This is a genomic window from Afipia sp. 1NLS2 (genome assembly GCF_000178995.1).
GTDB lineage: Bacteria > Pseudomonadota > Alphaproteobacteria > Rhizobiales > Xanthobacteraceae > Afipia.
The window spans coordinates 636,474-652,668 of sequence record NZ_ADVZ01000001.1 but is presented as its reverse complement, the minus strand read 5'-3'; the positions used below and the strand labels follow the sequence as shown (position 1 = coordinate 652,668).

General features: G+C 62.6%; 11 protein-coding genes. 6 read left to right on the top strand and 5 right to left on the bottom strand.

Annotation, left to right across the window (positions count from 1 at the left end):
- Positions 1-215 precede the first annotated feature (215 nt).
- Both AFIDRAFT_RS03140 and glpK read left to right on the top strand, forming a co-directional pair.
- Positions 216-1,403, top strand: a complete 1,188-nt coding sequence (locus tag AFIDRAFT_RS03140; protein ID WP_009337631.1) for an acetyl-CoA C-acyltransferase — start codon at positions 216-218, stop codon at positions 1,401-1,403.
- A 9-nt stretch (positions 1,404-1,412) separates the two neighbouring features.
- Positions 1,413-2,915 carry a glycerol kinase GlpK gene (gene glpK, locus AFIDRAFT_RS03135; RefSeq protein WP_009337630.1) on the top strand — a complete coding sequence of 501 codons (1,503 nt, stop codon included), beginning with the start codon at positions 1,413-1,415 and terminating at the stop codon, positions 2,913-2,915.
- A 60-nt stretch (positions 2,916-2,975) separates the two neighbouring features.
- Here the strand turns inward: glpK and AFIDRAFT_RS03130 are convergent, their stop codons facing one another.
- The 3 genes from AFIDRAFT_RS03130 to metF all read right to left on the bottom strand — a co-directional run bounded on the left by AFIDRAFT_RS03130 (position 2,976) and on the right by metF (position 8,552).
- On the bottom strand, positions 2,976-3,506 hold the full coding sequence (locus AFIDRAFT_RS03130) for a hypothetical protein (protein WP_009337629.1): 531 nt from the start codon (positions 3,504-3,506) through the stop codon (positions 2,976-2,978).
- Between the two features lie 233 nt (positions 3,507-3,739).
- Positions 3,740-7,588: a methionine synthase gene (gene metH / locus AFIDRAFT_RS03125; RefSeq protein WP_009337628.1), complete on the bottom strand. Its 3,849-nt coding sequence runs from the start codon at positions 7,586-7,588 to the stop codon at positions 3,740-3,742.
- 58 nt (positions 7,589-7,646) lie between these two features.
- Positions 7,647-8,552 carry a methylenetetrahydrofolate reductase [NAD(P)H] gene (metF, locus tag AFIDRAFT_RS03120; RefSeq protein ID WP_009337627.1) on the bottom strand — a complete coding sequence of 302 codons (906 nt, stop codon included), beginning with the start codon at positions 8,550-8,552 and terminating at the stop codon, positions 7,647-7,649.
- Positions 8,553-8,874: 322 nt separating this feature from the next.
- Between metF and AFIDRAFT_RS03115 the strand changes: the two genes are divergently transcribed.
- Positions 8,875-9,894 (top strand): LLM class flavin-dependent oxidoreductase, encoded by a 1,020-nt coding sequence (locus AFIDRAFT_RS03115; RefSeq protein WP_009337626.1) that lies wholly within the window; start codon positions 8,875-8,877, stop codon positions 9,892-9,894.
- Positions 9,895-9,898: 4 nt separating this feature from the next.
- Here the strand turns inward: AFIDRAFT_RS03115 and AFIDRAFT_RS03110 are convergent, their stop codons facing one another.
- On the bottom strand, positions 9,899-10,765 hold the full coding sequence (locus AFIDRAFT_RS03110; RefSeq protein WP_009337625.1) for a prephenate dehydratase: 867 nt from the start codon (positions 10,763-10,765) through the stop codon (positions 9,899-9,901).
- 8 nt (positions 10,766-10,773) lie between these two features.
- Positions 10,774-11,517, bottom strand: coding sequence for a 3-deoxy-manno-octulosonate cytidylyltransferase (locus AFIDRAFT_RS03105; protein WP_009337624.1), 744 nt, complete (start codon positions 11,515-11,517; stop codon positions 10,774-10,776).
- Positions 11,518-11,737: 220 nt separating this feature from the next.
- On the opposite strand from AFIDRAFT_RS03105, the gene AFIDRAFT_RS03100 reads away from it, so the two are divergent.
- From AFIDRAFT_RS03100 to AFIDRAFT_RS03090, 3 genes are all read left to right on the top strand, one after another.
- A complete protein-coding gene (locus AFIDRAFT_RS03100; protein ID WP_009337623.1) occupies positions 11,738-12,253 on the top strand; it encodes a c-type cytochrome in 516 nt (171 codons plus the stop codon).
- A gap of 197 nt (positions 12,254-12,450) precedes the next feature.
- Positions 12,451-14,334, top strand: a complete 1,884-nt coding sequence (locus tag AFIDRAFT_RS03095) for an extracellular solute-binding protein (protein ID WP_009337622.1) — start codon at positions 12,451-12,453, stop codon at positions 14,332-14,334.
- Positions 14,331-16,193, top strand: coding sequence for an extracellular solute-binding protein (locus AFIDRAFT_RS03090; protein ID WP_009337621.1), 1,863 nt, complete (start codon positions 14,331-14,333; stop codon positions 16,191-16,193). Before AFIDRAFT_RS03095 ends, AFIDRAFT_RS03090 begins: the two co-directional genes overlap by 4 nt.
- The last annotated feature ends 2 nt before the right edge of the window (positions 16,194-16,195 follow it).

Below are 16,195 nucleotides of genomic sequence, written 5' to 3'. Positions count from 1 at the left end.
CATGGATTCGGTACCGCGTGAAACAGGACACTGCTGCCGACGCCATACCAAACGGACTGCGCCGGAATAAGGAAAAGTGCGGCGGATTACAACCTTTGGACTATGACGGAACCCGGCGTGGCTAACACCGGGTAGCCGGTCATGGTTTTTGGCTGGTGAAGCGTGCAACATCGTCACGCGCGTGAATCGGCGCCTGTCTGACAAGGGGGAGTTGCATGCCGGAGGCCGTCATTGTTTCCACAGCCCGCACCCCGATTGGGAAGGCCTATCGGGGCGCTCTGAACGCCACGGAAGGGGCGACCCTGTTCGCCCATGCCATCAAGGTGGCGGTGGAGCGGGCCAAGCTTGATCCTGCGGAGGTCGAGGACGTGGTGATGGGCGCGGCGCTCCAGCAGGGCGCGACCTTCGGTAACATCGCGCGCAAGGCGTTGTTGCGGGCGGGCCTGCCGGTGGGTGTCGCGGGAACGAGCGTCGATCGTCAGTGCGCCTCGGGCCTGCAGGCCATCGCGAATGCCGCGCGCTCGGTGCTGTTCGACGGTGTCGAAATCGCGATCGGCGGCGGCGGCGAATCGATCAGCCTCGTGCAGAACGACAAGATGAATATGTTTCACGCCGTCGATCCGGCGCTGAGACAGATCAAGCCGGAGATCTACATGTCGATGCTCGACACCGCCGAGGTGGTGGCGAAACGCTACGGCATTTCGCGGCAGCGGCAGGACGAGTACGCGCTGGAGAGCCAGCGCCGCATCGCCGCCGCGCAAGCCGCGGGCAAGTTCAACGATGAGATCGCGCCGGTCACGACGAAAATGGGCGTGCTCGACAAGGCAAGCGGCGAAGTGTCGTTCAAGGACGTGACGCTGTCGCAGGACGAGGGCCCGCGCCCCGACACCAGCGCCGAAGGCCTTGCCGCGCTGAAGCCGGTGATGGGTGAGGGCTTCACCATCACCGCAGGCAATGCGAGCCAGTTGTCGGACGGTGCGAGCGCCGTTGTCATCATGAGCGACAAGACGGCGGCGCGGCGGAATCTCAAGCCGCTCGGAATCTTTCGCGGCATGGTGTCCGCAGGATGTGAGCCGGACGAGATGGGCATCGGCCCGGTGTTCGCGGTGCCGCGTCTCCTGAAGCGCCATGGCCTGACCGTCGATGACATAGACCTGTGGGAATTGAACGAAGCCTTCGCGGTGCAGGTGATCTACTGCCGCGACAGGCTTGGCCTCGATCCGGCGAAGCTCAACGTCAACGGCGGCGCCATCGCAGTCGGTCATCCCTACGGCATGACCGGCGCGCGGCTTGCAGGCCATGTTCTGATTGAGGGCCGGCGTCGCAAGGCGAAATACGCCGTGGTGACGATGTGCGTCGGCGGCGGCATGGGGTCGGCCGGATTGTTCGAGATCGTGCACTAGGCATCGGCGATGGCTTATCTTCTCGCCATCGATCAGGGCACGACATCCTCGCGCGCGATGCTTTTTCGCGGCGATCTTTCGGTCGCGGCCAGAGCGCAGCAGGAATATCCGCAACACTTTCCCGCATCGGGCTGGGTCGAGCACGAGCCCGAAGACATCTGGACAAGCACGCTCGCGACCTGCCGCGCCGCGATGCGCGAAGGCAATGTCCACGCGGGCGACATCGCGGCCATCGGCATCTCCAACCAGCGCGAGACGGTTGTGGTGTGGGACCGCAAGACAGGACAGGCGATCCACCGGGCCATCGTCTGGCAGGACCGGCGCACGGCGGATGTCTGCGCGCGGTTGCAGGCGGATGGCAGCGAGCCGCTGATTGCCGCGCGAACGGGGCTGATCGCCGATCCGTATTTCTCGGCGACCAAGGTCGCGTGGATTCTCGATCATGTCAGCGGCGCGCGCGAACGCGCCATGCGTGGCGAGCTTCTGTTCGGCACGGTCGATTGCTATCTGCTCTGGCGGCTCACGGGCGGCGCAGTTCATGCGACCGATGCGACCAACGCCTCGCGCACGCTCTTGTTCAATATCCACACCGGCGCGTGGGACGACGACCTGCTCAAGCTGTTGCGGGTGCCGCGCGCGCTGCTGCCGCAGGTTCGCGACTGCGCGGCTGATTTCGGCGCGACACTGCCTGAATTGTTCGATGGGCCGATTGCCATTCGCGGCATCGCGGGCGACCAGCAGGCGGCGACCGTCGGTCAGGCCTGCTTCGCGCCGGGGATGATGAAGTCGACTTACGGCACTGGCTGCTTTGCGTTGCTCAACACCGGCGAAACAGCAGTGGCGTCAAAAAACAAGCTGCTGACGACCATCGCCTATCAATTAAATGGTCGGCGCACCTATGCGCTGGAAGGTTCGATCTTTGTCGCGGGCTCCGCCGTGCAATGGCTGCGCGATGGCCTTCACCTCATCAAGACTGCGCATGACAGCGACGATCTCGCCTCGCAGGCGGACGAGACGCAATCAGTCTATCTCATTCCGGCCTTCGTCGGGCTCGGCGCGCCATACTGGAATCCGCGCGTGCGCGGTGCGCTGTTCGGGCTGACGCGCAACACAGGCCCCGCCGAACTCGCGCACGCGGCGCTGGAAAGTGTCTGCTACCAGACGCGCGATTTGTGGGAGGCGATGCGCGCCGACTGGCCGGATCTTGCGGCGAAAGACGTTTCGCTTCGCGTCGATGGCGGGATGTCCGTCTCGGACTGGACCATGCAGCGCCTCGCTGACATCCTTAAGGCAATAGTCGACCGTCCCATGATCCCGGAGACGACGGCGCTGGGCGCGGCCTATCTTGCGGGCCTTGCAGCGAATGTCTGTCCGCCGCCGGAGACGTTTGCTGCGCAATGGCAACTCGATCGCCGCTTCACGCCAGCGATGGATGATGCAACGCGCGCGCGGAAATTACACGGCTGGTCGCAGGCCGTGAAAGGACTGCTCGTGAGCGATAGGGATGGTTGATGTCATGACACCGGGACGGCAGTGGCGAGCGCCACCATCCCGGTGTCATTGCAGGGCAGTTTACTGACAGAGCGTAGGTTGCCCATTCAGCTTGATGATGGTGCCAGGACGGCAGGTGAAGCCGTTGCGGGCGTCAAAGCTCGGTGAGCCCGGAATGGCGGTGCCATCGTAATTATATACGCCGAAGCCTTCGTCCATGGACGCATAGGTGCCGCCGTAACGATAGCCGCTGCGATAGGCGACATCGCCATAGGGCCGGTCGTATCGTCCGTAGTAGCCGTTATCATAATAGCCGGCCCGGAAGGGTGCAGTTGCAATCGCGTCGGCGGTTGCGATCGCGCCGCCGGCAATGGCGCCTGCGGTGGCGGCGGGCCAGAAGCCGCTGCGATGGTTCCAATTGCTGTCGCGTTCACCGCGCCGCGCGAGGCGATCGCCTGAGCGCATGGTGCGAGCATGGTGGACGCTATGCTGATGCAGCTTGGATGATTTCATCTGCACATTGGAATGCGTCTTGACCATATCCCGTGCGAGGGCGGGGATCGCGATCAGCGCAATCGCGGCGGTGGCTGCGAGGAGGGTTGCCTTGTTCACAGTGCGTCTCCTTTTCTTCTGTTATGAAAATTTGATGAGAAGGCGGAGGAAAGTTTCGACGTGGCACAGCGCCGCCGAATTTTCGACGCTGTGTGGTCAAAACGAACCGCCGGCGATGCAGTTCCACCGCTGTCTCACGTCACACAGACGTGAAAGGACGAAGGCCGAACGGGTTTGAAGTTCCGTTCGGCCTTCGCGGGATATCTTCAGAGATTCAGTGACGAAGCCGAGAGTTAGTCAGGCCGCGCATCGGTGCGTGATTTCACGTTCAGGCGCATGTGGATCGCGCAGCCGCAGCCCGGCGGATGCTGGGCGGGGGGCAGACTGGTGATGTCGTCGTCAGCAGGTGCTGGCGGCTGAGGTTCGCTCGCGGGAATGTAGTTCAGAACGGAAGCAAGCGAGCGCTCGGTCTCGGCCACGGTCGCGCCGACGCGTTCGGCATAATCCTCGACCTGATCGCGTTCGATCTTGCCGACGCCGAAATACTCGCTCTGCGGGTGGCTGTAGTAGATGCCTGACACCGATGAGCCCGGCCACATCGCAAGGCTTTCGGTCAGGGTCACGCCCGCATTGCGCTCGGCATCGAGCAGTTTGAAGATCGTGGTCTTCTCGTTGTGGTCGGGTTGCGCGGGATAACCCGGCGCCGGGCGGATGCCCTGATACTTCTCGAGGATCAGGTCGTCATTCGACAGCGCTTCGTCGGCGGCGTAACCCCAGAACTCCATGCGGACGCGCTGGTGCATCCGCTCGGCGAAGGCTTCCGCGAGGCGATCCGCCAGCGCCTTGACGATGATCGAGGAATAATCGTCGTTGGATTTCTTGAAGCGCATGGTGATCGCTTCCTCGCCGATGCCGGCGGTGACGACGAACGCGCCGATGTAATCGGCGACGCCGCTTCCCTTCGGCGCGATGAAATCGGCGAGCGCGAGGTTGGGGACACCGGCGCGCCGCTCAAGCTGCTGGCGCAGCGTGTGCAGCGTTGCAAGCGGCTTGGTGCGTGCCTCGTCGCTATAAAGCGTCACGTCGTCGCCGTCCGCATTGGCGGGCCAGAAGCCGATGGTGGCGTTGGCGGTGAACCAGTTTTCCTTGATGATGGTGTCGAGCATCTTGCGCGCGTCGTTGTAGAGCGACTGCGCAACCTCGCCGACATTCGGGTCCTTCAGGATCGCCGGAAAGCGGCCCGACAATTCCCACGCCTGGAAGAACGGCGTCCAGTCGATGCACTCGGCGAGTTCGGCGAGCGAATAGTTGGTGAAGGTCTTCAAGCCGAGGAACGACGGTTTGACCGGCTTGGTCTTGCTCCAGTCGATCTTCAGGTGATTGGCGCGCGCGGCTGCGAGCGAGAGCCGCTTCTTGTTCTGCTGGGCGCGGAAATGCGCGTCCGCGATCTTGGCGTAGTCGGCGCGGACTTCGGCGATGTATTCGTCGCGCTTCTCCGCCGAGAGCAGCGAAGAAGCGACGCCGACCGCGCGGCTCGCGTCATTGACGTGCACGACCGCGCCCTTGCGGTAGCGTGGATCGATCTTCACGGCGGTGTGGACGCGGCTCGTGGTCGCGCCGCCGATCAAGAGCGGAATGTCGAAGCCCTCGCGTTCCATTTCGGATGCGACGAACGCCATCTCGTCGAGCGAGGGCGTAATCAGGCCGGAAAGCCCGATGAGGTCGGCGTTCTCTTTCTTCGCAGTTTCAAGAATCTTGGCGGCGGGGACCATCACGCCGAGGTCGACCACCTCGAAATTGTTGCACTGGAGCACGATGCCGACGATGTTCTTGCCGATGTCGTGAACGTCGCCCTTCACTGTGGCCATCACGATCTTGCCGGCGGACGAGCGCTGGCCTTCGGTAAGGCCTGCGGCCTTGTTGCGTTCCTTTTCCTCTTCCATGAACGGCATCAGATAGGCGACCGCCTGCTTCATCACGCGGGCGGACTTCACCACCTGCGGCAGGAACATCTTGCCGGAGCCGAACAGGTCGCCGACCACGTTCATGCCGGCCATCAGCGGGCCCTCGATCACGTTGAGCGGCCGCTCCACGGTGAGGCGTGCGTCTTCGGTGTCGACCTCGATATATTCGGTGATGCCGTTGACCAGCGCGTGGGAGAGCCGCTTCTCGACGCTCCATTCGCGCCAGGCAAGATCCTGTTCCTTGACCTGCTTGCCCTGGCCGCGGAATTTTTCCGCGAGCTGCAACAACCGTTCGGGCGCGCCGGGATCGCGGTTGAGGATGACGTCCTCGCAAACCTCGCGCAGTTCGGGATCGATGTCGTCATAGATCACCATCTGCCCGGCGTTGACGATGCCCATGTCCATGCCCGCCTTGATGGCGTGATACAGGAACACCGAATGCATCGCCTCGCGCACCGGCTCATTGCCTCGGAATGAGAATGACAGGTTCGAGACGCCGCCCGAGATGTGGACGTGCGGCAGGTTCTGGCGGATCCAGCGCGTTGCCTCGATGAAGTCGACGCCGTAATTGTTGTGCTCCTCAAGCCCGGTCGCGATGGCGAAGATGTTCGGGTCGAAGATAATGTCCTGCGGCGGGAAGTTCAGCTTCGTCGTCAAGAGATCGTAAGCGCGTTTGCAGATATCGATCTTGCGCTGGTAGGTGTCGGCCTGGCCGATCTCGTCGAACGCCATCACCACCACGGCGGCGCCGTGGCGGCGTGCGATGGCAGCTTCGTGGAGGAATTTCTCCTCGCCTTCCTTCATCGAGATCGAGTTGAGGATCGACTTGCCCTGAATGCATTGCAATCCTGCCTCGATCACCTCGAATTTCGACGAGTCGACCATCACCGGCACCTTGGCGATGTCCGGCTCGGAGGCGACGAGGTTGAGGAAGTCGATCATCGCCTGCTTGGAGTCGAGCAGTCCTTCGTCCATGTTGACGTCGATCACCTGCGCGCCGTTCTCAACCTGATCGCGGGCGACCTGAAGTGCTGCGGTGTAATTGCCTTCCTTGATGAGCTTGCGGAAGCGGGCCGAGCCGGTGACGTTGGTGCGCTCTCCGACATTGACGAACGGAATGTCGTTGGTCAGCACGAACGGCTCGAGGCCGGACAACCGGAGTCTCGGCTCGATTGCCGGCACGATGCGTGGCTTGTGTGGAGCGACGGCCTGCGCGATCGCCTTGATATGATCGGGCGTGGTACCGCAGCAGCCGCCAACGACATTGACGAGGCCATCACGGGCGAATTCGCCGACGAGGCGGGCCATGTATTCCGGCGTCTCGTCATACTGGCCGAATTCGTTCGGCAGGCCCGCGTTCGGATAGGCGCAGACGAGCGTATCGGCGACGCGGCCGATATCGGCGATATGCGCGCGAAGGTCTTCCGCGCCGAGCGCGCAGTTGAAGCCGATGGTGATGGGATTGGCGTGTTGCACCGAGTACCAGAACGCTTCCGGCATCTGGCCTGACAGCAGGCGGCCGGATTTGTCGGTGATGGTGCCCGAGATCATCACCGGCACGTCGATGCCACGCGCCTCGCAGATTTCTGCGATGGCGTAGAGTGCGGCCTTGGCGTTGAGCGTGTCGAAAATGGTTTCGACCAGCAGGAGATCGGCGCCGCCGTCGAGCAGGCCGTTGATCTGTTCGCTGTAGGCGATGCGCAGGCCGTCGAAGGTCACCGCGCGATAGCCGGGATTGGCGACGTCCGGCGAGATCGAGGCGGTGCGGTTGGTCGGGCCAAGCGCGCCCGCGACGAAACGCGGCTTGCCGTCATCGGCTTCGGCGCGGTTGGCGGCGTTGCGCGCGAGCCGTGCACCCTCGCGGTTCAGCTCATAGGCGAGGTTCGACATGTCGTAGTCGGCCTGCGCGATGGAGGTCGAGGAGAAGGTGTTGGTCTCGACGATGTCGGCGCCGGCTTTCAGATATTCGTAGTGAATGTCCTCGATCGCCTGCGGCTGGGTCAGGATCAACAGGTCGTTGTTGCCGCGCACGTCGCGGTGAAAATCCTTGAACCGCTCGCCGCGGAATGCCGCTTCGTCCAGTTCGAGCCGCTGGATCATCGTGCCCATGGCGCCGTCGAGCACCAGAATGCGTTCGCGGGCGAGGGCGCGGAATTTGTCGGCGGTTGAAGAGGTCATTTACTCATTACCTTGCATGCGTCACGTCCGCGGCGGGCGGGCATGACGGAAGAAAATATCAGGCGGCCTGTTGCGATCCGTTCGGGCGGATGCCGAGCAGGTGACTGATGGCGAACACGAGGTCCGCGCGGTTCATGGTGTAGAAGTGGAAATTCTCGACGCCGTGCTTGGCGAGCTTCTGGACTTGTCCGGCGGCCACGGTGGCGGCGACGAGCTTGCGGGTCTCGGCGTCGTCGTCGAGGCCTTCAAATTTTTCCGCCAGCCAGTCCGGCACCGTTGCGCCGGCGCGCGTGGCGAAATTCTTCGCCAGCTTGAAGTTCTGCACCGGCAGGATGCCCGGCACGATCGGAATTGTGATGCCCGCCGCGCGCACGCGGTCGAGATAGCGGAAGTAAAGATCGTTGTCGAAGAAGAACTGGGTGATGGCGCGGTCGGCGCCTGCATCGACCTTGGCTTTCAGCACGTCGATATCGGCGTCGATGGTTGCGCTCTCAGGATGCTTTTCCGGATAGGCCGAGACTGTGACTTCCATATCCGGATGGCGGCGCTTGATCGAGGCGACCAGATCGGCGGAATTTTGATAGCCGTTCGGATGGGCCCGATAGGCGGTGCCGATGCCGCCCGAGGGATCGCCGCGCAGCGCCACAATATGGCGCACGCCGACTTCATGATAGCGATCCACCACGTCATCGATGTCGGCGCAGGTCGCGTCGACACAGGTCAGGTGCGCGGCGGGGGTGAGGCTGGTTTCCTCAAGGATGCGCTTGATCGTCGAATGGGTCCGCTCGCGGGTCGAGCCGCCCGCGCCGTAGGTCACGGAGACGAAATTCGGTGACAGCGGTGCAAGGCGGTTGATGACGCCCCAGAGATTCTGCTCCATCTCCTCGGTCTTCGGCGGGAAGAACTCGAACGAGATGGAAGGCCGTGCAGCCTGCGTGTGGGCAGAAGGTGGGGTGTCGCTCATGACGCCTCGGAAGAACCGGCTGGGATGTGATGATGCGCAATGGCTTCAGCCTACCGCGCAAACGCTAAAATAGGCCATAAGGCTTCGGTCCGACAGCCCACCAAGGCGCATGTTATGGTGGGAAATTGCCCATAACAGGAGAAAAATTGCGGGAAAATCCAATTACTGAATATCGGGTGGGCCAAGGCGAGGAGGGTTTGGCGCTACATTTCCGCTGAAAGTCTCGGAAAGCGGTTGGCTGAAGAACACTTTCAAGGGCTTGTCAGGCGTCCTTGCCCACCGGCAACTTGAGCGCGCTGGCGCAGCCATTACCTGAGAGCCCATGCCTCCTTTGTCCGTTCTCGATCTTTCCGTCGTCACCACCGGTACCAAACCTGCACAGGCGTTGCGCAACAGCATCAATCTGGCGCAGGAGGCCGACCGGCTGGGCTACACCCGTTATTGGCTTGCCGAGCACCATGGGCTGGCGTCGGTTGCAAGTCCCGCGCCCGACATCATGATCGGGCAGATCGCGGCGGTGACGCAGCGCATCCGCGTCGGCTCCGGCGGCGTGATGTTGCCGAACCATGCGCCGCTCGTTGTGGCCGAGCGCTTCAAGATGCTGGAGGCGCTGTTTCCCGGCCGCATCGATCTGGGCTTGGGTCGCGCACCGGGGACTGATGGGGTGACCGCCTATGCGCTGCGCAATCGACTGGAAGCGCGGCCCGGCGACGATTTTCTGGAGCGGCTGCAGGAATTGATGTTGTGGGAGACGCGGGAATTCCCGGTCGATCATCCCTTCAACAAGGTGGTTGCGATGCCCGACGATACGCCGCTGCCGCCTTTATGGCTGCTCGGCTCCAGCGACTACAGCGCGCAACTCGCGGCGCAGGTCGGCATGGGCTTCGCCTTCGCACATCATTTCGCATCGTTCGATGCTGTCGCAGCGCTCACCCATTATCGCGCGCATTTTCGTCCCTCGCGCTGGCGGCAGACGCCGCACGGCATTCTCGCGGTCGCGGTCGTCACGGCGCCGACCAATGCGGAGGCTGAAGAACTGGCGATGTCGATGGACCTCAACCGCCTGCAGCGCGAGCGGGGCGCCTATCTGCCGATCCCGAGCGTCGCGGAGGCGAAAGCCTATCCGTATTCGGAGGCCGACCGCGCGATCATCGCCCGCAACCGCGCAAAGCTGTTCGTCGGCTCGCCTGCGAGAGTTCTGGAGCGGCTGACGCCATTGATCGAGGCGAGTGGAGCCGACGAGGTGATGGTGACGAGCGCGATCTACGACCATAGCGCGCGCAAGCGGTCCTATCGGCTGCTCGCCGAGGCGTTCGGGCTGAACAAGCAAGCGGCGGCGTAGCCGCCTACTTGCCGTTCCTGCCGTTGAACGCGATGCGGAACGGATGCGCCGGATAGACGCCGACAATGCGCAGCTCCGCCGAGAAGAATTTCAGTTCCTCCAGCGCATAAGCGAGGTTCTGGTCGTCGGGATGGCCGTCGACATCGGCGAAGAACTGCGTGGCGGCGAAATTGCCTTCCACCATGTAGCTTTCCAGCTTGGTCATGTTGACGCTGTTGGTCGCGAAGCCGCCGAGCGCCTTGTAGAGCGCGGCCGGCAGGTTGCGCACGCGGAAGACGAACGACGTGACCGTGGCCCCGGAATCGTGCGGCGCCCATTTCGGCTCGCGGGCCAGCACGACGAAGCGCGTGGTGTTGTGATGCTCGTCCTCGACATCTTCAGCCAAAATGTCGAGACCGTAGATATCGGCTGCGATCTTCGGCGCGAGCGCCGCGCGGGTCTTGTCGCCCGCCGCCGCGACCGCGCGGGCCGAACCCGCGGTATCGGGCGACACGATCGAGCGCACGCCGAGCCTGCGGATGATGTTGCGGCATTGGCCAAGCGCGTGGATGTGGCTTTCGATGGTCTTGATGCCATCGAGCGCGGCGCCGCGCGGAGCCATCAATTGATGATGGATCGGCAGGAACCATTCGCCGACGATGAAGAGGTTCGATTTCGGCAAGAGATGGTGGATGTCCGCGACGCGGCCCGCGACCGAGTTCTCGATCGGGATCATGCCGAGATCGGCCTCGCCGGAGGCAATCGCGGCCAGCGCATCCTCGAAGGTGGCGCAGGGCAGGGCCTTGGCGCCGGGATACGCCTCGTCGATGGCGATATGCGAGTTGGCGCCGGGCTCGCCCTGGAAGGCGATGGTCATTGGTTCTGTCGTCATGCTTGTCGTTATACCTGTTTTGCCAGTGTCCGGCGCGCGGCTTCCAGATCGTGCGGAGTGTCGACGCCGAGCGGCACCGAATCGACGATCCGGACGTCGATCCTCATGCCGGCTTCCAGCGCGCGCAATTGTTCGAGCTTCTCGCGCCGCTCAAGGGGCGAGGGCGGCAGCGCGACGAATCGCGCCAGCGCCGCGCGGCGATAGGCATAAAGCCCGATGTGGTGGTAGCGCGGTCCCTCGCCATGGGGCGCGGTGGCGCGGGTGAAGTAAAGCGCCCGCAGCGTGTCGTTCGAGACAGGCGAGCCCACCACCTTCACTACGTTTGGGTTGGTGTGTTCTTCCGGGACGCGAATTTCCGCAGCCAAAGTGGCGATATCGACGGCGGGTTCGCTGAAGGGTTGCAGCACCGCGCGGATGTCGGCCGGCGCAATGGTAGGCAGGTCGCCCTGGACGTTGATGATGGTGTTGATGCGGCCTGCGCCGTCGAGTTTGCCCAAGGCCTCGAAAATGCGGTCCGACCCGGAGGGGTGGTCGGCGCGGGTCATGACGGCCTCGCCGCCCTGTGCGGTGACGGCGGCGGCGATTTCGGCTGAATCGGTGGCGACCGCGACCCGGCCAAGGCGGGCATCCCGCGCCCGGCGCAGGACATGGGCGATCATCGGCAGGCCCGCGATGTCCAGAAGCGGTTTTCCCGGCAGTCGCGACGCCGCCATGCGGGCGGGAATCAGGACCAGGGTGTCTTGTTCGGTCATGGACGGAAGGCCGGGCTGCAGGGCTGGAAACGCACGGAAATGCGGGATATTCGCAGGATCGGGACATTTATACGGGTTGCCAGAAGCCGGGCAAACCGTTATTCCCTCGGCGCTGCCTCGCAAGTGGCGCGTAGCTGACCCTGCACTGATGTTTTGATCCGTTTTTCAGCGGAAAATGCAAGGCATCAGGTCAATTTCCCGGCCCGGAGCCTGATCTGAAATGAACTCTTTCGAACTCAACAAGATCATGGGTGCGATTCTCGGCACCTGCCTTGTTTTGCTGGTGACGAATTTCGCCGCCCAGGCAATTTTCGCTCCGAAGAAGCTGGACAAGCCGGGCTTTGAGATCGCGGTGAAGGAAGCGGCAGCCGCTGGCGCGCCAGCCAAGGAGGCACCTGAGGTGCCGATTGCGGATTTGCTCAAGACGGCTTCCGCCGAAAAGGGTCAGGCTGTTTCCAAGAAGTGCGCCGCCTGCCATACCTTTGAGAAGGGCGGACCCAACAAGGTCGGTCCGAACCTGTTTGGCATTGTTGACGAGCCGAGGGGCCAAGGCCGCGGCGGCTTCAACTTCTCCGCTGCCATGAAGGCCAAGGGCGGCAACTGGACCGTTGAGGACCTCAACCATTTCATCAAGAGTCCGAAGACCTTTATCCCGGGCACGGCGATGGGCTTCGCGGGCATCAGCAAGGACAGCGAACGCGCCGACCTAATCGCCTATCTCGAGACTCTCAAGTAAGGCAGGCTCGCTCGGTCCGTATCCGGGCGCACGTTCCAGCCTAAACGATTTTTTAGAATCCGCGCGACAACGTCGCGCGGATTTATCGTTTCGGCGGGCTGGCGTCATATCCAAAAACCGACATAATGAACGCGGACGGTGAAGTGGTCGCGCACTGCCGCGTTGCGTTTATTTCACAACCAACAGGATTTTGACGGTTGCCGATTTCCCGACGCCAACTCCTTCGCAGCGGCGCGCTCGCCGCCTCGTTTTCTCTCCTCAACTCTGTCAGGCCGGCGTTCGCTGAAACGGCATCGCCCAAGGATGGCGCGTGGACACACGGCCTGTCGCTGTTCGGAGACGTCAAGTATCCGGCAAATTTTCCGCATTTCGATTACGTCAATCCCACAGCACCCAAGGGCGGAGTGGTGCGGCAGACCGCGGTCGGCACGTTCGACAATTTCAATATGGTCGTCGCCGGCGTGAAGGGATCAATCGGCGCCATCGGAGAAATATACGAGGCGCTGACGGTTTCCTCGCTCGACGAAGTGTCCACCCAATATGGTCTGCTTGCGGAAGCGATGAGCTACCCGGCGGATTGTTCGTCGGTCACCTACCGGTTGCGCAAGGAAGCGAAATGGCACGACGGCAAGCCGGTGACGCCGGACGACGTGATCTTCTCGCTCGAAGCGTTCAAGAAATATCATCCGTTTTATTCCGCCTATTATCGCCATGTGACGAAGGCGGAGAAGGCCGGGCCGCGCGAGATCAAGTTCACTTTCGATGCGCCGGGTAATCGCGAGCTGCCGCAGATTCTCGGCCAGTTAACGGTGCTCCCGAAACATTACTGGGAAGGCACGGGCAGCGACGGGAAGCCGCGCGACATCGGTGCGACCACGCTGGAGCCACCTATTTCCAGCGGTCCCTACAAGATCAAGAATTTCGTGCCGGGCCGCACCATCGTGCTCGAGCGCGTGAAGGATTATTGGGGCAACGGCATCAACATCAATGTCGGCCGCAACAACTTCGACGAGTTGCGCTACGAATATTTCCGCGACTCCACGGTGGCGCTTGAGGCCTTCAAGGGCGACCAGATCGACTGGCGTTCGGAGAACAGCGCCAAGAACTGGGCGACGGCCTATGATTTTCCGGCGGTGACGGACAAGCGCGTGGTGCTGGAGGAATTCCCCAACCGCACCGTCGGCGTCATGCAGGCGTTCGCATTCAATATCCGGCGCGACAAGTTCAAGGACCCGCGCGTGCGGCGCGCGATGAACTTCGCGTTCGATTTCGAGGAAATGAACCGGCAGATCTTCTTCAGCCAGTACAAGCGCATTGCAAGTTACTTCGAGGGCACCGAGCTCGCGTCCAGTGGTCTGCCGCAGGGACGCGAGCTTGAGATTCTCGAAACCGTTCGCGATCAGGTGCCGCCTGAGGTGTTCACCACGCAATATACAAATCCGGTTGGTGGATCGCCGGAGAATGTACGCAACAATTTGCGCGAAGGCCTGCGGCTTCTCAAGTCGGCGGGTTATGAGATCAAGGACCGCAAGCTCGTCGATGCCAAGACCGGCGCGCCGTTCGAGCTTGAACTATTGACCTATGATCCGAGCTTCGAGCGGGTGTTGCTGTTCTTCAAGCCTTCACTGGAGCGGATGGGCATGACGGTGAGTGTGCGCACCGTCGACGCGACCCAGTACGAAAACCGCCTGCGCAACTGGGATTTCGACGTGGTGGTGAATTCGTGGGCCGAGTCGCTGTCGCCGGGCAACGAGCAGCGTGAGTTCTGGGGCTCGCAGGCTGCCGAGATGCCGGGATCGCGCAACATCATCGGCATCAAGAATGCTGCGATCGATAAGCTGATCGAGCGCGTGATCTACACCAAGGATCGCGAGGATCTTGTCGCGGCGACGAAGGCGCTGGACCGCGTGCTGCTCTGGCATCATTTCGTCGTGCCGCAATGGACCTATGGCAAGATCCGCACCGCGCGGTGGGATCGTTTCGGCCACCCATCCGAGATGCCGAAATACGGCATGTCCGCGTTCCCTGAGATCTGGTGGTTCGACGCAGACAAGGCCGGCAAGATCGGGCGGCGGTCTTGACGCGGATTTCGCGCCGACATGTTCTGGTGCTTGGCGGCGGCGCCGCGGTGGCGGGCGTCCTCAAGCCTGCGATGGCTGATGATGCCGGATTCTCGCATGGCATGTCGGCGTTCGGTGACCTGAAGTACCCGAAGGACTTCAGGCAATTCGATTACGTCAACGCCGATGCGCCGAAGGGCGGCCTGTTCTCGACCATTCCGTCGAGCCGTTCCTACAACCAGTCGTTTCAGACCTTCAATTCGCTCAACGCCTTTATTTTGAAGGGCGACGGCGCCATCGGCATCGAGCAGACCTTTACCACGCTGATGATGCGCTCTGGAGACGAGCCGGATGCGATGTATGGCCTCGCCGCGAGCGGGGTGCAGATTTCTCCTGACGGCCTAACCTATCGCTTCAGGATGCGCCCCGAAGCGCGCTTCCACGATGGTGTGCGGCTGACTGCGAAGGATGCTGCTTTCTCGTTGAGCGTCCTGAAAGAGAAGGGCCATCCGATCATCCGCCAGCAGATGCGTGACGTCATCAAAGCGGAAGCGCCGGACGACGCGACACTGGTGGTGACATTCGCGCCGAACCGCGCGCGCGACGTGCCGCTCTATGTTGCCTCGCTGCCGATTTTCTCGAAGGCCTATTACACCAAGCAGCCGTTCGAGGAATCGACGCTGGAGGTGCCGCTGGGCTCGGGCCCTTATAAAGTCGGCAAGTTCGAGGTCGGCCGCTTCATCGAATACGACCGAGTGAAGGACTGGTGGGGCGCAGCCCTCCCCGTCGCGAAGGGCGCGTTCAACTTCGACACCGTGCGTTACGAATTCTATCGTGACCGCGATGTTGCGTTCGAGGGCTTTACCGCGCGCAATTATCTCTACCGCGAGGAATTCACCGCGCGCGTCTGGGCGACGCGCTACGATTTCCCCGCCGTCAAGGACGGGCGGGTGAAGCGCGAAACGCTGCCGGACGAGACGCCCTCGGGTGCGCAGGGCTGGTTCATCAACATGCGGCGGGAGCAGTTCAAGGACCCGCGCGTGCGCGAGGCGCTTGGCTGCGCCTTCGACTTCGAATGGACCAACAAGAGTATCATGTACGATGCCTATGCACGCACCGTCTCGCCATTCCAGAATTCCGATTTGATGGCGACAGGTGCGCCCGGCGCGGATGAACTCAAGCTGCTCGAGCCGTTTCGCGGGCAAGTGCCGGATGAGGTATTTGGCGAGCCGTTCGTGCCGCCGGTGCGCGATGGCTCCGGGCAGGACCGCAAGCTGCTGCGCAAGGCGGCGCATCTGCTGCAGGAAGCGGGCTGGACCATCAAGGACGGCAAGCGTGTCTCGAAATCGGGCCAGCGCTTTACGCTGGAATTCCTGCTCGATGAGCCGTCGTTCCAGCCGCATCACGCGCCCTACATCAAGAACCTCGGCGTGCTCGGCATCGATGCCAGCCTGCGCGTCGTGGACCCGGTGCAGTATCGCGCCCGCCGCGACGATTTTGATTTCGATGTCACCATCGAGCGGTTCTCGATGGCCTCGACGCCGGGCGAGGCGTTGCGGACGTTCTTCTCGTCGCAGGCGGCCGCGATCAAGGGCTCGAACAATCTGTCGGGTGTGGCTGATCCCGTGCTCGACGCGCTGATCGAGAAAATCATCGCGGCCAACAGCCGCGACGAGCTGCGCATCGCCTGCCATGCGTTCGACCGGGTGTTTCGCGCTGGCCGTTACTGGGTGCCGCAATGGTACCGTAACAATCACCCCATCGCGTATTGGGATGTGTTCGGGCATCCGGCAAAACTGCCGCGCTATGCGGGCGTGGGCGTGCCGGACCTGTGGTGGTACGATGCCGCGAAAGCATCGAAGCCCGAACAGGCGAGATAGCC